Source organism: Alcaligenes sp. LTN-3 (assembly GCF_059735605.1).
This window is the reverse complement of record NZ_JCAPDN010000002.1, coordinates 851,995-865,297: the sequence shown is the minus strand read 5'-3', so window position 1 is coordinate 865,297 and position 13,303 is coordinate 851,995. Positions and strand designations below refer to the sequence as shown.

General features: G+C 56.2%; 14 protein-coding genes and 2 tRNA genes. 11 read left to right on the top strand and 5 right to left on the bottom strand.

The window, feature by feature from the left end:
- Window positions 1–24 precede the first annotated feature (24 nt).
- Window positions 25–1,029, bottom strand: a complete 1,005-nt coding sequence (locus AC6I6N_RS12290; RefSeq protein ID WP_094195926.1) for a magnesium and cobalt transport protein CorA — start codon at window positions 1,027–1,029, stop codon at window positions 25–27.
- Window positions 1,030–1,121: 92 nt separating this feature from the next.
- On the opposite strand from AC6I6N_RS12290, the gene AC6I6N_RS12285 reads away from it, so the two are divergent.
- The 7 genes from AC6I6N_RS12285 to AC6I6N_RS12255 all read left to right on the top strand — a co-directional run bounded on the left by AC6I6N_RS12285 (window position 1,122) and on the right by AC6I6N_RS12255 (window position 5,802).
- Window positions 1,122–1,502 carry a DUF423 domain-containing protein gene (locus AC6I6N_RS12285; RefSeq protein WP_497943541.1) on the top strand — a complete coding sequence of 127 codons (381 nt, stop codon included), beginning with the start codon at window positions 1,122–1,124 and terminating at the stop codon, window positions 1,500–1,502.
- A gap of 58 nt (window positions 1,503–1,560) precedes the next feature.
- A complete protein-coding gene (locus AC6I6N_RS12280) occupies window positions 1,561–2,598 on the top strand; it encodes an adenosine deaminase (RefSeq protein ID WP_497943540.1) in 1,038 nt (345 codons plus the stop codon).
- On the top strand, window positions 2,591–3,208 hold the full coding sequence (locus tag AC6I6N_RS12275) for a DNA-3-methyladenine glycosylase (protein ID WP_108727935.1): 618 nt from the start codon (window positions 2,591–2,593) through the stop codon (window positions 3,206–3,208). Before AC6I6N_RS12280 ends, AC6I6N_RS12275 begins: the two co-directional genes overlap by 8 nt.
- A gap of 58 nt (window positions 3,209–3,266) precedes the next feature.
- The gene (locus AC6I6N_RS12270) at window positions 3,267–3,581 is read left to right on the top strand and encodes an I78 family peptidase inhibitor (RefSeq protein ID WP_094195922.1); all 315 of its coding nucleotides are present in this window, start codon (window positions 3,267–3,269) and stop codon (window positions 3,579–3,581) included.
- 6 nt (window positions 3,582–3,587) lie between these two features.
- The gene (locus AC6I6N_RS12265; protein ID WP_108727936.1) at window positions 3,588–3,995 is read left to right on the top strand and encodes a PaaI family thioesterase; all 408 of its coding nucleotides are present in this window, start codon (window positions 3,588–3,590) and stop codon (window positions 3,993–3,995) included.
- Between the two features lie 179 nt (window positions 3,996–4,174).
- Complete coding sequence (gene wrbA / locus AC6I6N_RS12260) at window positions 4,175–4,774, top strand: NAD(P)H:quinone oxidoreductase (protein WP_094195920.1); 600 nt, start codon at window positions 4,175–4,177, stop codon at window positions 4,772–4,774.
- Between the two features lie 14 nt (window positions 4,775–4,788).
- Window positions 4,789–5,802: a glutathione S-transferase family protein gene (locus tag AC6I6N_RS12255; RefSeq protein WP_230019133.1), complete on the top strand. Its 1,014-nt coding sequence runs from the start codon at window positions 4,789–4,791 to the stop codon at window positions 5,800–5,802.
- On the opposite strand, the gene AC6I6N_RS12250 is transcribed toward AC6I6N_RS12255, so the two are convergent.
- Window positions 5,796–6,965, bottom strand: a complete 1,170-nt coding sequence (locus AC6I6N_RS12250; protein WP_094195918.1) for an alpha-hydroxy acid oxidase — start codon at window positions 6,963–6,965, stop codon at window positions 5,796–5,798. The genes AC6I6N_RS12255 and AC6I6N_RS12250 overlap by 7 nt on opposite strands.
- A 268-nt stretch (window positions 6,966–7,233) precedes the next feature.
- On the opposite strand from AC6I6N_RS12250, the gene AC6I6N_RS12245 reads away from it, so the two are divergent.
- The 3 genes from AC6I6N_RS12245 (at window position 7,234) to AC6I6N_RS12235 (ending at window position 8,634) form a co-directional block, all read left to right on the top strand.
- A tRNA-Arg gene (locus tag AC6I6N_RS12245) sits at window positions 7,234–7,310 on the top strand.
- 568 nt (window positions 7,311–7,878) lie between these two features.
- Window positions 7,879–7,955, top strand: a tRNA-Arg gene (locus tag AC6I6N_RS12240).
- Between the two features lie 343 nt (window positions 7,956–8,298).
- Window positions 8,299–8,634 carry a hypothetical protein gene (locus AC6I6N_RS12235; protein WP_108727938.1) on the top strand — a complete coding sequence of 112 codons (336 nt, stop codon included), beginning with the start codon at window positions 8,299–8,301 and terminating at the stop codon, window positions 8,632–8,634.
- Window positions 8,635–8,717: 83 nt separating this feature from the next.
- On the opposite strand, the gene AC6I6N_RS12230 is transcribed toward AC6I6N_RS12235, so the two are convergent.
- From AC6I6N_RS12230 to AC6I6N_RS12220, 3 genes are read right to left on the bottom strand one after another with little or no spacing between them, the layout of a single operon-like run.
- Window positions 8,718–10,154: an NAD(P)(+) transhydrogenase (Re/Si-specific) subunit beta gene (locus AC6I6N_RS12230; protein WP_094195916.1), complete on the bottom strand. Its 1,437-nt coding sequence runs from the start codon at window positions 10,152–10,154 to the stop codon at window positions 8,718–8,720.
- Window positions 10,151–10,471 carry an NAD(P) transhydrogenase subunit alpha part 2 gene (locus AC6I6N_RS12225; protein WP_009457776.1) on the bottom strand — a complete coding sequence of 107 codons (321 nt, stop codon included), beginning with the start codon at window positions 10,469–10,471 and terminating at the stop codon, window positions 10,151–10,153. Before AC6I6N_RS12225 ends, AC6I6N_RS12230 begins: the two co-directional genes overlap by 4 nt.
- A 4-nt stretch (window positions 10,472–10,475) precedes the next feature.
- A complete protein-coding gene (locus AC6I6N_RS12220; protein ID WP_108727939.1) occupies window positions 10,476–11,594 on the bottom strand; it encodes an NAD(P) transhydrogenase subunit alpha in 1,119 nt (372 codons plus the stop codon).
- Window positions 11,595–12,249: 655 nt separating this feature from the next.
- On the opposite strand from AC6I6N_RS12220, the gene AC6I6N_RS12215 reads away from it, so the two are divergent.
- Window positions 12,250–13,299 carry an ABC transporter ATP-binding protein gene (locus tag AC6I6N_RS12215; protein WP_497943539.1) on the top strand — a complete coding sequence of 350 codons (1,050 nt, stop codon included), beginning with the start codon at window positions 12,250–12,252 and terminating at the stop codon, window positions 13,297–13,299.
- Window positions 13,300–13,303: the final 4 nt, after the last annotated feature.

Below are 13,303 nucleotides of genomic sequence, written 5' to 3'. Positions count from 1 at the left end.
GGCCTTGTCGCTCTTTGCTTCAGGCTAGAGCCATTTGGCCTTTTTGAATTTCCAGTACAAAAATCCGCACACGCTGCCCATCAAGCCCAAGGCCATGGGGTAACCCAGCGTCCACTCCAGTTCCGGCATGTACTTGAAGTTCATGCCATAAATCCCCGCCACGGCAGTTGGCACGGCCAGGATAGCGGCCCAAGCGGCCAGCTTGCGGGTGGTATCGGTTTGCTGCATCTGCCCGATCATCAACCCGCCTTCAAAGGCAAAAGCCAGGGCTTGTCGCTGACTATTAATAAACTCGGCCGTGCGCGCAATACGGTCTGAAACCTCAGCAAAATAGGCCCTGCTTTCCGCATCGACATATTCAAGTTCGATACGCGACAAGCGACGCGTCAACTCGGCCAGCGGCGACACTGCCGTATGGACACGCAGCAAGTCGCGCCGTAAGCGATAAATACGCCGTACATCGTTTTCCTTGAAACCTCGAATCAGGAATTGCTGCTCAATGGCTTCTACGGCTTTTTCAGTTTGCTCCAACGAAGTCTGATACTGGTCCACAATCAAGTCCAGCAGCTCCGAGGCCACAAAGTCGCTGCCCCGCGCCAGCAAAGCGGGCGTACTTTCCAGGCGGGCGCGCAAGGGCAGGTAATTGCTGTTGGAACCACGGCGCACCGTCAGCAACAAACCGTGGGCAATCAAAATCTGTGTCGTACCCAACAGCGGGCGCAAATCCTTCAGGCCCAGCGTCACCGCAACCACAATCAGGCAATTACTGAACTCCAGCAGCTTGGGACGGCGATGAGGAGCAATCAATTCTTCAACAGCATTGTCTGGCAGACCCAGTTGCGCCCCCACCTCGCGCAAGGTGGCCTCACTGGGGTCTTTCAAGCCAATCCAGATAAAACCATCCTGCAAGGGGTCATGCGCAGCAAGGTGATGAATATCCAAAACCTGAGCTGGCTGGCCAGACTGATAGCGATACGCGGCCACCACAACATCTTGTGCCTCTGGTGGGACCGGAGCTATTTCTTGCATGCTGTCTCCTTACAGACAAAGCCCGTTTTTTTGTTCGATAATAGCACTGGCCTGCCTGCGCGCTGCGACGGCAGCGACTTGCAAGGAAAGACATGAAATCACGATCCATCCTGTGCCTGGGCGCACTGATTCTGGCTCTGGGCGTCGGCCTGGGCGCGTTTGGTGCCCACGCCTTGCGTGCCATGGTTGACGCATCGGCCCTGGCGACCTGGCATACCGCCGTGCTGTATCAATTACTACATGGCCTGGGCCTGCTGCTGATTGCCGCGTTAGGCTCACAGCTAAATACAGCCTGGCAATCCCGCAGCGCCATTCTGATGCTGGCTGGCGTGCTGATTTTTAGCGGCAGCTTGTACATTCTGGTGCTCAGCGGCGTGAAATGGCTGGGGGCCATTACCCCTCTTGGCGGGGTGGCCATGATCCTGGCCTGGCTCTTTCTGGCAATAGCCGCCTGGCGTGGCAAGGACACCTGACCCCAGAGCCTACGCCTTCGTATAATGGGGCGCATAGTGTGCTTAACAGGAGCGCCCCGTGTCTGATTCCGCTTTTTCTTTACGCGAATTTACCCGCCAACTGCCCAAGGCTGAACTGCACCTTCATATTGAAGGCACGCTGGAACCGGACTTGATTTTCAAGCTGGCCCAGCGCAATCACATTACGCTGCCCTATCCCGATCAGGCCAGCCTGCAAGCCGCCTATCAGTTCACCGATCTACAGTCCTTTCTGGACCTGTATTACGCAGGGGCCGGCGTCCTGATCACCGAGCAGGATTTCTTTGACATGACTTGGGCCTACTTTCTACGCGCCCAGGCCGATGGCATTGTCCATACGGAAATCATGTTTGACCCGCAAACACACACCGCACGCGGGATTGCCATGGAAACCGTGTTTGCCGGAATTGCCCGCGCCGCCCGCCAGGCCAAGTCCGAGCTGGGTATCAATAGCTATCTGATCTTGAGTTTCCTGCGTCACCTGAGCCAAGCCGATGCTTTTGCCACGTTGGACGCCGCCCTGCCCTTACGTAATCAGTATTCCGACCTATGGATTGCGATTGGCCTGGACTCCTCGGAAAAAGGCAACCCGCCCGCCAAATTCGAGAAGGTCTATGCCCGTTGCCGAGATCTGGGTTTCCGGCTGGTCGCCCATGCCGGTGAAGAAGGCCCGGCCAGCTATGTCCGCGATGCCCTGCAACTGCTGAACGTGGAACGCATCGATCATGGCGTCCGCAGCCAGGACGACCCGGCCCTGATGCAATACTTGGCCGACCACGCCATTTCCTTGACAGTCTGTCCCCTGTCCAACATCAAGCTCAAGGTTTTTGACAGCCTGCACCAGCACAACTTGAAGCACTTGCTGGATCGCGGCCTGAATGTCTGCGTGAACTCGGACGACCCGGCCTATTTTGGCGGCTACCTACTGGACAACTATATGCAAAGCGCCCAGGCCCTGAATCTGCAGCAGGCTGATTTGCGTACCCTGGCAGCCAATAGCCTGCGCTCCTCCTTTTTACCCAAGGAGCAAAAACAGACCTGGTTAAACAAACTGGAGCAGATTCCCGGCAATGACTAAGTCCGCGCTGCATCTGCCAAGAGCCTTCTTTGCCCGCGATCCACGTTACGTCGCCCTGGAATTGCTGGGCAAAACCCTGGTTTTGAATGACGAACGCGGCAGGCGCTGTGCCACCATTGTGGAAACCGAGGCTTATTTGGGCCCTCAAGATCAGGCTGCCCACAGCCGGCGCGGCATTACCGAGCGCACACGGCTGATGTTTGGCCCGGCTGGCTATGCCTACGTGTATTTGATTTATGGCCTGCACCACTGCATGAATATCGTCAGTGGCATGCCGGGCGACGGCACAGCCGTCCTGCTGCGGGCAGCGCAATGGACCTGGCCCCAGGATGGCCCTTCCCTGTCTGGCCCGGGGCGTCTATGCAAAGGACTGGGCATCGACAAGGCCTATAACGGTGCCGATGCGTGCGCCCCTACCTTGCATCTACTGGACGCTCCTGCTCTGCCGCCAGAGCAAATCCTGATCGGCCCACGTATTGGCGTGGACTATGCAGGAACCTGGGCCAAGGCCCCCCTGCGCTACTCGATTGCCCGGCATCCGCAGGTATCGGTCAAACCGGGCAAAACCACCACAAAACGCAGTGTCAAAGGCCTTAAACGCCCCGCGTAGAACAGGTATTATTAATCCTTCACGCTGAATGCGTATCAGCTGCTTTTAAGGATTTCCCATGCGACTTTCCGTACTACTTAGCGTCCTTCCCGCCGTTTTGCTGGCAGCTTGCACGGCCACGGGTAATAGCGCACAAACAAGCTCGACCTCTTCGTTCAGCGACGCCCCTGTTGGCCTGTGCAATGCGGACGCCTTGAGCCCTGCTGGCCAGACCGCCAGCCAAAGCCAGGTCGAGCGCCTTGTTAAACAAGCCGGTGCTGCGAAAGCTCGCGTACTGGCCCCAGACCGCATGTACACCACCGACTACGACCCAAGCCGCCTGAACATCCGCGTAGACGAACAAAACAACATTATTTCTGTTTACTGCGGCTGATCCCCAATGACTCACGACCAAAGCCAACATTTGCTGGACACGCTGTTCGCCCCCTGGGTGCAAGCCCTGAAGCTGCGCGTAGAAAACCTGAGCGAAGACGGCGTTGTATTGCGCCTGCCTTTCTCGGATCAACTGACACACGTGGCCGGCGTGGTTTGCGGTCAGGTCTATATGGCTGCGGCCGATACCGCCATGGTGCTGGCCGTCAGTCAAAGCCTGGGGGAATTTCGCCCCATGACCACGGTTTCGCTGAACACCAGTTTTGTACGCCCGGTCAGCCAAGGGGATGTGCTGGTTCACGCCCAAGTACTGAAACGTGGCAAAAGCATGGTCTTTGGTGATATCAAGCTGCTGGACGATCAAGGCAAGCTGGTGGCTCACGCCACCACCACCTACGCCCTGTTACCAGGCTGACTTTGCCCGGAACTGCCGCTTGCTTAGCAAGACAGACTCTGACACAAAACAGTGCGCCCAACGGTTTGTCAGAGCAGGCTTTGCCCGACTATCATCGTCATAGCACATGTGTCCCAGCCTAGCCTTGGGGCCGTTACCCCGCCCGATTCCTTGTTGATCGCTTTACTGGAGAAGTTCAAATGGCAAAAGTCCTGGTTCTCTATTACTCCGCCTATGGCCACGTAGAAAAAATGGCTCAAGCGGTAGCCGAAGGTGCACAAAGCGCTGGCGCGACGGTGGACATCAAGCGTGTCCCCGAACTGGTCCCGGAAGCGGTGGCCCAAAAAGCGAATTTCAAGCTGGATCAAGACGCTCCGGTCGCCACCATTGCCGACCTGGAAAACTACGACGCCATTATTGTGGGCACCGGCACCCGTTTCGGACGCATCAGCTCGCAAATGGCCAGTTTTCTGGATCAGGCCGGTGGTCTGTGGGCGCGTGGCGCACTCAATGGCAAGGTAGGCGGTGCCTTTACCTCTACCGCCACCCAACACGGTGGGCAGGAGCTGACGCTGTTGTCCATTATTCATAACCTGATGCACTTTGGCATGATCGTGGTGGGCCTGCCCTACAGCTTTGCAGGCCAGACCCTGATCAATGAAGTCACTGGCGGCAGCCCTTACGGTGCCTCCACCATTGCCGGTGGCGATGGTTCGCGTCAGCCCAGCCAGAACGAACTGGACGGCGCGCGCTACCAGGGCCGCCATATCGCTGAAATTGCAATCAAGCTGAAAGGCTAAAACGGAGTACACAGATGGGCATGATGATAGATGGACAATGGCACAGCAACGAGCCTGTCAGCAGCACTCAGTCCGATACCTTTCAACGTGCCCAATCTGCCTTCCGGGACTGGATTACGGCCGATGGCGGCCCCGGCCCGGACGGCCAGGCAGCGCAGCCTGCCCAGGCCAACCGCTATCACCTGTATGTTTCGCTGGCCTGCCCCTGGGCACATCGCACCTTGATCATGCGCGAACTAAAGGGGCTGCAAAAGCTGATTTCGGTCTCGGTGGTAAACCCCATCATGGACAATCAAGGCTGGACCTTTGAACCGGCCGATGGCGTGGTGCCGGACCCAGTCATGGATGCTCAATTCCTGCATCAGCTCTATGCCAAGGCAGACCCACAATTTACCGGGCGCGTTACCGTGCCCGTGCTGTGGGACAAACAGCGCGGCACGATCATCAATAATGAGTCGGCCGAGATCATGCGCATTTTCAATAGCGCATTCGATACCTTGGGGGCGCGCAGTCTGGATATGGCACCTGCCGAGCTGCTGGGTGAAATCGACCAGATCAATGCCCATGTCTATGACACCGTCAATAACGGAGTCTACAAAGCAGGTTTTGCCCGCTCACAAGCGGCCTACGACACCGCGGTTCACGCCCTGTTTGACAGCCTGGATGGACTGGAAGCCCGCCTGAGCCAGCAACGCTATCTGGTCGGTACGCAACTGACCGAGGCTGACTGGCGACTGTTTACCACCTTGATTCGCTTTGATCCCGTTTATGTCGGCCACTTCAAATGTAATCTGCGCCGTCTGATTGATTATCCGAATCTATGGAATTACATGCTGGAGCTGTACCAAATGCCCGGCGTGGCCAGCACGTTCAACCTGGATCACATCAAGATCCACTACTACCGCAGCCATCATCAACTGAACCCGAGCGGTATCGTGCCGGCCGGCCCGGTGCTGGACCTGAACGGGCCCCACGGACGCGGTCATTTGCCGGTCCAGCCAGGGCCCTTGCATATCGGTCTTCAGTAACCGGGACGATCAAAAATATCGGGATTGAGCAAGATGGAGCGGTCTACCTGATTGATATCGGTACGACCGCAAAAAGCCATGGATACATCCAGCTCATTGGCCATCAGTTTCAGTAGGCGGGCCACCCCCGCCTGACCTGCTGCACCCAAGGCATACAGGAAAGCACGGCCAATCATGGCGCCTTGGGCACCCAGGGCTCGGGCGCGCAACACATCCTGACCACTGCGGATTCCCCCATCGACCAGCACCTCAATCTTGTCGCCCACCGCCTTGCTGATCGCAGGCAGGCAGGAAATTGATGACGGTGCGCCATCCAACTGACGGCCACCGTGATTGGACACGATCAAGGCATCGGCGCCGCTATCGACGGCGTAACGGGCATCGTCCGCATCCATAATGCCTTTCACAATCAGCTTTCCGCCCCAGGCATTCTTGATCCACTCAATGTCTTTCCAGTTCAAGGTCGGGTCGAACTGCTCGGCAGTCCAGGTCGACAAGGAGCGCAGATCCGACACGCCCTTGGCGTGACCGACGATATTGCCAAAGCTGCGACGGTGCGTACGCAACATATTGCGGCACCAATAAGGCTTGGTCGCCAGATTCAGCAAATTAGGAATGGTCAGACGCGGGGGTGTGGTCAGGCCATTTTTGATGTCCTTGTGACGCTGGCCCAGCACTTGCAAGTCCAAGGTCAACACCAAAGCCGAGCAATTGGCGGCTTTGGCACGCGCGATCAGGTTCTCAATAAAGCTGCGATCACGCATCACATAAAGCTGAAACCAGAACGGGGCGCGGGTCGCCTGAGCCACATCTTCCAGCGAGCACACGCTCATGGTGGACAGGGTGAAAGGAATGCCAAAATCCCGTGCGGCCAAGGCTGCCAGCATTTCGCCATCAGCATGCTGCATACCCGTCAGACCAGTGGGAGAAATTGCCACGGGCATGGCCACATCCTGACCCAAGAGCTTGGTCTTAAGGCTGCGATGGTCAATATCTACCGCCACGCGCTGTTTGAATTTCAGTTTGTGAAAATCCTGCTCGTTCGCATGATACGTTCCCTGCGTCCAGGAGCCGGAATCAGCGTAGTCATAAAACATCTTGGGCACGCGGCGTTTGGCCGCCAGGCGGAAATCTTCAGTGCAGGTAATTTTCGACAGATCCATGACATTGGGCTCCAAAACAATGGCGTAATAATGCGGCTTTGTTTCCTGTGGGGCAAGTCATCCGAAGCAGACTGTTCGAAGTTTCTTCCTTCTCTATTTTTCTGCGTGAGCCCAATCATGAACGTGACCAGTCCCGGGCAGGGCTACAAGCCAGGCGGCTTTCCAGCGTTTCCCTATATCGAGAAATCCAAAAAGAGACTATTTTGCTAAAAAGAACAGATATTTTGGTGACAAGTCAAAATGGTCGTGCTATAGTTCTACTTCTTTAGCGGCTGTAGCTCAGTTGGATAGAGTACTTGGCTACGAACCAAGGGGTCGTGGGTTCGAATCCTGCCAGCCGCGCCATATTCAGTAAAAAAGCCATTTCTTCGGAAATGGCTTTTTTGCTTTCTGCTCGGATATCAGGCGGCAAAAAGCTTCTCTACACGGCCGAACGGCACTCATGCCTGCACCCACAACAACAACAACAACAACACGAGCAGGATTAAACAAAAAAATGAGCACTACCGGTCATGGCTTTATATAGCCAGGAACGGCTCCTTCACGGCCTTATCGTCTTTCTGACAACACAATACCTGCAGCATCCCCAAACCCGTCGTGCACCCATGCCGTTACGGGAACGGCATAGCTCCACCCACCCGCTTTCCACCAGCATTCTGCAAACCACGCTTTGGTGGTACTGGCTGCAATACTCAGGCCGTCAAACGCTCCATCGAGGAGATAGTCCTCGTCAAAGGCATCCGCAGCTTAAAAACACTACACAGTGTCAGGTTAAATCCGCCTCACCTTGCGTCACAACCCCGCCAACACCTTATTTTCTGGTCTTTTCAGAAAAATTTTGCCTTTATTTCAAGAAAAACGCTTTTTAGGCTTGTCATCCAGATAAATAATCTGCTATAGTTTCACTTCTTTAGCGGCTGTAGCTCAGTTGGATAGAGTACTTGGCTACGAACCAAGGGGTCGTGAGTTCGAATCTTGCCAGCCGCGCCATATTCACGTTGGTTTCTTTACTGAAATTAACGACCAGAGTTAGAACTCGTGGGATAAAACCCAATGGATGAGACTCTGAAAAGATCAGCCCTGATGACATTGTCATCAGGGCTTTTTCTTTGCCTCCCGCTTTCTTTTCTCCCCCCACTACTCACCCACCAACAGATCAAATCCCTGTCACCGAAAACCGGGCACAATATCTATTGCACTTACTTGCCCCCCAAGGGCCTGAATCGTACAGGGCCAAGCGGTGTAAAGTAGCGACTTCCGCCAGATAGGACCTCCCCGCCCCTGCCAGCCCACACAATCTGCGCGGACCTCTTCTTATTCGACAGGATTGACCATGTTTGAGCGCACAAAACTTCTTTTGCCTTTAGCGGCCCTCCTTCTGGCCAGCACCAATAGCTACGCCCGGGACAGCAGCCCTGCCATTCAACTGGCCCAAATGGGCGGAGCCATGCATGCTGCCGCCGAAGTGTGCGGTGACTACAGCCAGGCCCAGCTTGATGAGATGAAAAAACAGCAGAAATCCTCCATTCAAAGCATGGGGCTCAATGACGAGGACTTTGACAAAGCTTTTGAGCAAGGTGTGGACCGGGGTCGTCAGGATCTACAGAAAGCCACAGCCGAACAACGCCAGCAAATGTGCGAGCAGTTGCGCTCCGGCCCCAAGTTCTGAGCTCACCCTACCCAACAAGAAAGCGCTCTGGCCCGCAAGGAACCAGAGCGCTTTTTTACTGCCTGCGCTAAAACTGAAAAGGTTTACAGCGCTTTGACCATGTCTTCGATAGTCTTTTTGGCATCGCCAAACACCATCATGGTCTTATCCATATAGAACAGTTCGTTATCCAGACCGGCATAACCAGCAGCCATGGAGCGCTTGTTGACAATCACGGTTCGAGCTTTGTAGGCCTCCAAAATTGGCATACCCGCAATCGGCGAAGCCGGATCGTTTTTAGCCGCTGGGTTGACCACATCGTTGGCCCCCAGCACCAGCACCACATCGGTCTGAGCAAACTCGCTATTGATGTCGTCCATTTCAAAGACTTGCTCGTAAGGCATTTCCGCCTCGGCCAGCAAGACGTTCATATGGCCAGGCATACGACCGGCCACCGGATGAATGGCGTAGCGCACATTCACACCCTGGCTGGTCAGCTTGTCCGACAACTCTTTCAAAGCGTGTTGAGCACGAGCCACGGCCAAACCGTAACCGGGCACAATCACCACGGACTCAGCATTGCTCATCATGAACGCGGCATCTTCAGCACTGCCGGATTTCACCGAACGACTGCCCTGATCCGCAGCACCCGCAGCCGCTTCCGGATTGGCACCAAAACCGCCCAGGATCACGTTGAAGAAGGCACGGTTCATGGCCTTGCACATGATGTAGGACAGAATCGCACCGGAGGAGCCCACCAGCGAACCGGCAATGATCAGCATGGAGTTGTTCAGGGAGAAACCAATCCCTGCAGCCGCCCAGCCCGAGTAGCTGTTCAGCATGGACACCACCACGGGCATGTCTGCCCCGCCAATCGGGATGATCAGCATCACGCCCAGCAGGAAGGACAAGGCCAGCAGCACGCCAAAGGCCCACCATGCCTGGGTCATCACAAAGATCACACCGCAAGCCAGGGCCAACAGCCCCAGCAGCAGGTTCAGCATGTGCTGACCTTTGAAGGTGACAGGTGCGCCCTGGAACAGTCGAAACTTGTACTTGCCCGACAGCTTGCCAAACGCGATCACCGAACCGGAGAAGGTAATGGCACCGACCAGCGCGCCCAAAGCCAGCTCCACACGGTTACCCATAGGCAGAGCCACCTCGGCCGATCCAATCCCGAAGGCCACCGGCTCCAGCACCACGGCAATCGCAATGGCTACCGCAGCCAGACCAATCATGCTGTGCATGAAGGCCACCAGTTCCGGCATCTTGGTCATCTCGACACGACGCGCCATGACGGTGCCCAGCACGCCACCAATCACCAAACCAATCAGAACCCGCAGCAAGCCAGAGAGCTCTTTACCTTCAGGGGCCAGGCTATAAATAAGCACAGCGGTAGTGGCAATGGCCAAGGCCATCCCCACCATGCCGAACAAGTTGCCACGACGCGAGCTGGCCGGATGCGACAAGCCTTTCAGGGCCTGAATGAAACACACCGAGGCCAGCAAATAGCACAAGGTAACGGTATTCATGGAAATCATGACTGCCCTTCCTTGGGCGTATTTTTAGCGCCCTTCTTTTTGAACATTTCCAACATGCGGCGGGTTACCAGGAAACCACCAAACACGTTGACCGAGGCCAGCGCGGTGGCAATAATGCCCATCGCCTGCGCCCAAGGGCTTTCGGTCAGGGCCGCTGCCAACATCCCACCCACAATAATGATGGCCGAGATCGCGTTGGTCACCGCCATCAAGGGCGTGTGCAAAGCGGGTGTCACTGTCCAGACCACGTGGTACCCCACGTAGATGGCCAGCACAAAGATGATCAGGTTAATGACCAGGGGAGAAATAATATCCATGGCGTCAGGCTCCCTGCTGTGGAAAGAGTCGTTTGCCACCCTGTACAACGCGGCTGGCATTCACAATGTCGTCGTCCGCAGGGATATGCAGCTCGTCAGACTGATCCTTGAGCATCAAGCCCAGGAACTGTTGAATATTGCGTGCGTACAAGGCAGAGGCATCCGCGGCCACACGGGCCGGGAAGTTGGTCTCGCCCACCAGGGTCACGCCATGTTTTTCCACAATCTGATCCGCCTCGGTCAAGGCGCAGTTACCGCCACGGGCCGCGGCCAGATCAACAATGACCGAACCCGCTCGCATGGACTGCACCACATCCTCGGCAATCAGACGCGGAGCAGGGCGCCCCGGAATCAATGCCGTGGTGATGATGACGTCGGCCTGGGCGCAACGTGCCGCCACCACCGCCGCCTGCCGTTGCAACCAGGAAGCGGGCATGGGACGGGCATAACCGCCTACCCCTTGCGCCGCCTCACGCTCTTCATCCGTCTCATAGGGCACGTCAATAAACTTGCCACCCAAGGACTCGATCTGCTCACGCGCGGCAGGACGCACGTCAGAGGCTTCCACCACCGCCCCCAGACGACGCGCTGTCGCAATCGCCTGCAAACCGGCCACACCCGCGCCCAGCACCACAACTCGGGCCGCTTTGACGGTGCCCGCCGCGGTCATCATCATGGGGAAGAATCGGGGATATAAGGTGGCCGCTTTCAGCACTGCGGCATAACCGGCAATATTGGCTTGTGAGGACAGAACGTCCATGCTTTGCGCCCGCGTAGTGCGCGGGATCAGCTCCAGGGCAAATGCCTGGCAGCCCGAAGAGGCCAGCCTGTCCAGACCCTCGCTCTCGTAAGGGTCCAGCATACCGACGACCACATGCTCGGCACGTAAACGTGCCGAATCAACATCAGCCGGGCCCACTACCAGCAGCACGGTGGCTTGATAGGGATCGCCTATCGTTGCCCCTGCTGCCTCGTAGTCAGCATCCGAGCTGGCAATACCCTGTCCGGCACCCGCCTCGATAATCACCTCATGGCCCGCCTTGCGGTAAGCCTTGATGGTATCGGGCGTGGCCGCTACCCTCTTTTCCCCGGTCCCCCGGGGGCTTAGTACACCCAGTCGCATCTTCAATCTCCAGTTAATTAACTAACTTCTATGATCTCTGACGACGTGCAGTACCCGGATGGGTGAGTCTGTCCCCCAAGGGGACACGACCCAACAACCTCTCCGGCCCGGTCTGTGTCTGTCCACAACACCGGAACACCATCTATAAATTCGGATGTGCATGAGCAGGCCTATTGCAGACCTGCTTGAACAGGATAAATACCTACCCCGTTGTATCCCTCTCCCACCCCTGCCTTTTGCAGGAAACCACCATTCTTTTTGAACTCACTATAAGGGCCTTTATTTGACACAAGAAACCCTAACTCGCACTAGACCGCTTTAGACGAAAAAGCAAGACACATTACTACCACCTGATTATCGCAATAGGATGCTTGTTCTACGGATTTTTTTTGCTTGCCTGCCCGGTAACACTGATGCAATCAGCCTTTGCCTTGGACTTAGACGCCTGATAATTAAAACTACAAGTATTGGCCTGCTGCTAAGATAGCAACTTCTTATAAAACTTGTCATTAATCTGTAATGTTCGCTCAGAATCCCGCTACCGCTAGGTTTACCTCGTCAATAGCCGCTGAGCTGCCTCTTTTTAAAGCCTAGGCAAGCGCTCCCCTGCTTGTCGGTTTACCTGCACTCTTGAGCCCCAGGCTGATCTATCCCCATGGCAGAAATCCACATCGATCGCGTAGTGAAACGCTACGGCAGCAACACCATCATCAATGAATTGAGCCTGCAAATCCGGCATGGCGAGTTCTTCACGTTACTAGGGCCCAGCGGCTGTGGGAAAACCACGTTGCTGCGTATGATTGCCGGTTTCATCATCCCCGATGAAGGCCGTCTGTTTCTGGACAAGGAAGATATTACCTATCTGCCCGCGCACAAACGCGAGACCGGCATGGTGTTCCAGGACTACGCGCTGTTCCCCGATAAAACCGTATTTGACAATGTGGCTTACGGCTTGCGGGTGCGCAAGGTCAGCAGCAGCGACATCAAGAAAAAAGTCGCCTATATCCTGGACCGCGTTGAGCTGGGCGGCATGGCCCAGCGCTACCCGGCCGAGCTGTCCGGCGGCCAGCGCCAGCGTGTGGCCCTGGCCCGCGCCCTGGTGATCGAGCCTCGAGTCTTGTTGATGGATGAACCCTTGTCCAATCTGGATGCCAAGCTGCGTATTCAAATGCGCCAGGTCATCCGCGAATTGCAGCAAGAATCCAACATCACGGCTATTTTCGTGACGCATGACCAGGAAGAAGCCCTGTCCATGTCGGATCGCATTGCCTTGTTGCGCCAGGGCCGTATCGATCAGCTCGATACCCCCGAAGCCATGTACGCCACACCGCGTACCGCCTATGCCGCCGACTTTATTGGCGCGGCCAACCTGATCGACACTCTGGGTGTACATGTGGACGCCGATCACACCACCGTCAGTATTGCCGGCGGACACATTCTGGTAAACAGCCCACCCCCTGATGGTCAGGTGCTGCTGGCTGTGCGCCCCGAAAACATCACCCTGCATACTGAAGCCCAGGCTGGCAGCATCCCCGCTAAAGTCGTGGCACGCCAGTACCTAGGGACTAAAACGGCCTACAGCCTGAAGTTGAGCGACGGCAAACCCATTATTGCTGACGTTGCTGCCGCCCAGGACCCACATCTGTCTGCAGGTGGCTCGGTGAATCTGAGCTTTAGTCCTGAATGCCGTCTGGTCGAGGCCTAAGACC

Excerpts from the sequence above, each read along its gene's own strand:
- AC6I6N_RS12290 (WP_094195926.1), bottom strand. The coding sequence starts at position 1,029 with ATGCAAGAAATAGCTCCGGTCCCACCAGAGGCACAAGATGTTGTGGTG.
- AC6I6N_RS12285 (WP_497943541.1), top strand. The coding sequence starts at position 1,122 with ATGAAATCACGATCCATCCTGTGCCTGGGCGCACTGATTCTGGCTCTG.
- AC6I6N_RS12275 (WP_108727935.1), top strand. The coding sequence starts at position 2,591 with ATGACTAAGTCCGCGCTGCATCTGCCAAGAGCCTTCTTTGCCCGCGAT.
- AC6I6N_RS12270 (WP_094195922.1), top strand. The coding sequence starts at position 3,267 with ATGCGACTTTCCGTACTACTTAGCGTCCTTCCCGCCGTTTTGCTGGCA.
- AC6I6N_RS12265 (WP_108727936.1), top strand. The coding sequence starts at position 3,588 with ATGACTCACGACCAAAGCCAACATTTGCTGGACACGCTGTTCGCCCCC.
- wrbA (WP_094195920.1), top strand. The coding sequence starts at position 4,175 with ATGGCAAAAGTCCTGGTTCTCTATTACTCCGCCTATGGCCACGTAGAA.
- AC6I6N_RS12255 (WP_230019133.1), top strand. The coding sequence starts at position 4,789 with ATGGGCATGATGATAGATGGACAATGGCACAGCAACGAGCCTGTCAGC.
- AC6I6N_RS12250 (WP_094195918.1), bottom strand. The coding sequence starts at position 6,965 with ATGGATCTGTCGAAAATTACCTGCACTGAAGATTTCCGCCTGGCGGCC.
- AC6I6N_RS12235 (WP_108727938.1), top strand. The coding sequence starts at position 8,299 with ATGTTTGAGCGCACAAAACTTCTTTTGCCTTTAGCGGCCCTCCTTCTG.
- AC6I6N_RS12230 (WP_094195916.1), bottom strand. The coding sequence starts at position 10,154 with ATGATTTCCATGAATACCGTTACCTTGTGCTATTTGCTGGCCTCGGTG.
- AC6I6N_RS12225 (WP_009457776.1), bottom strand. The coding sequence starts at position 10,471 with ATGGATATTATTTCTCCCCTGGTCATTAACCTGATCATCTTTGTGCTG.
- AC6I6N_RS12220 (WP_108727939.1), bottom strand. The coding sequence starts at position 11,594 with ATGCGACTGGGTGTACTAAGCCCCCGGGGGACCGGGGAAAAGAGGGTA.
- AC6I6N_RS12215 (WP_497943539.1), top strand. The coding sequence starts at position 12,250 with ATGGCAGAAATCCACATCGATCGCGTAGTGAAACGCTACGGCAGCAAC.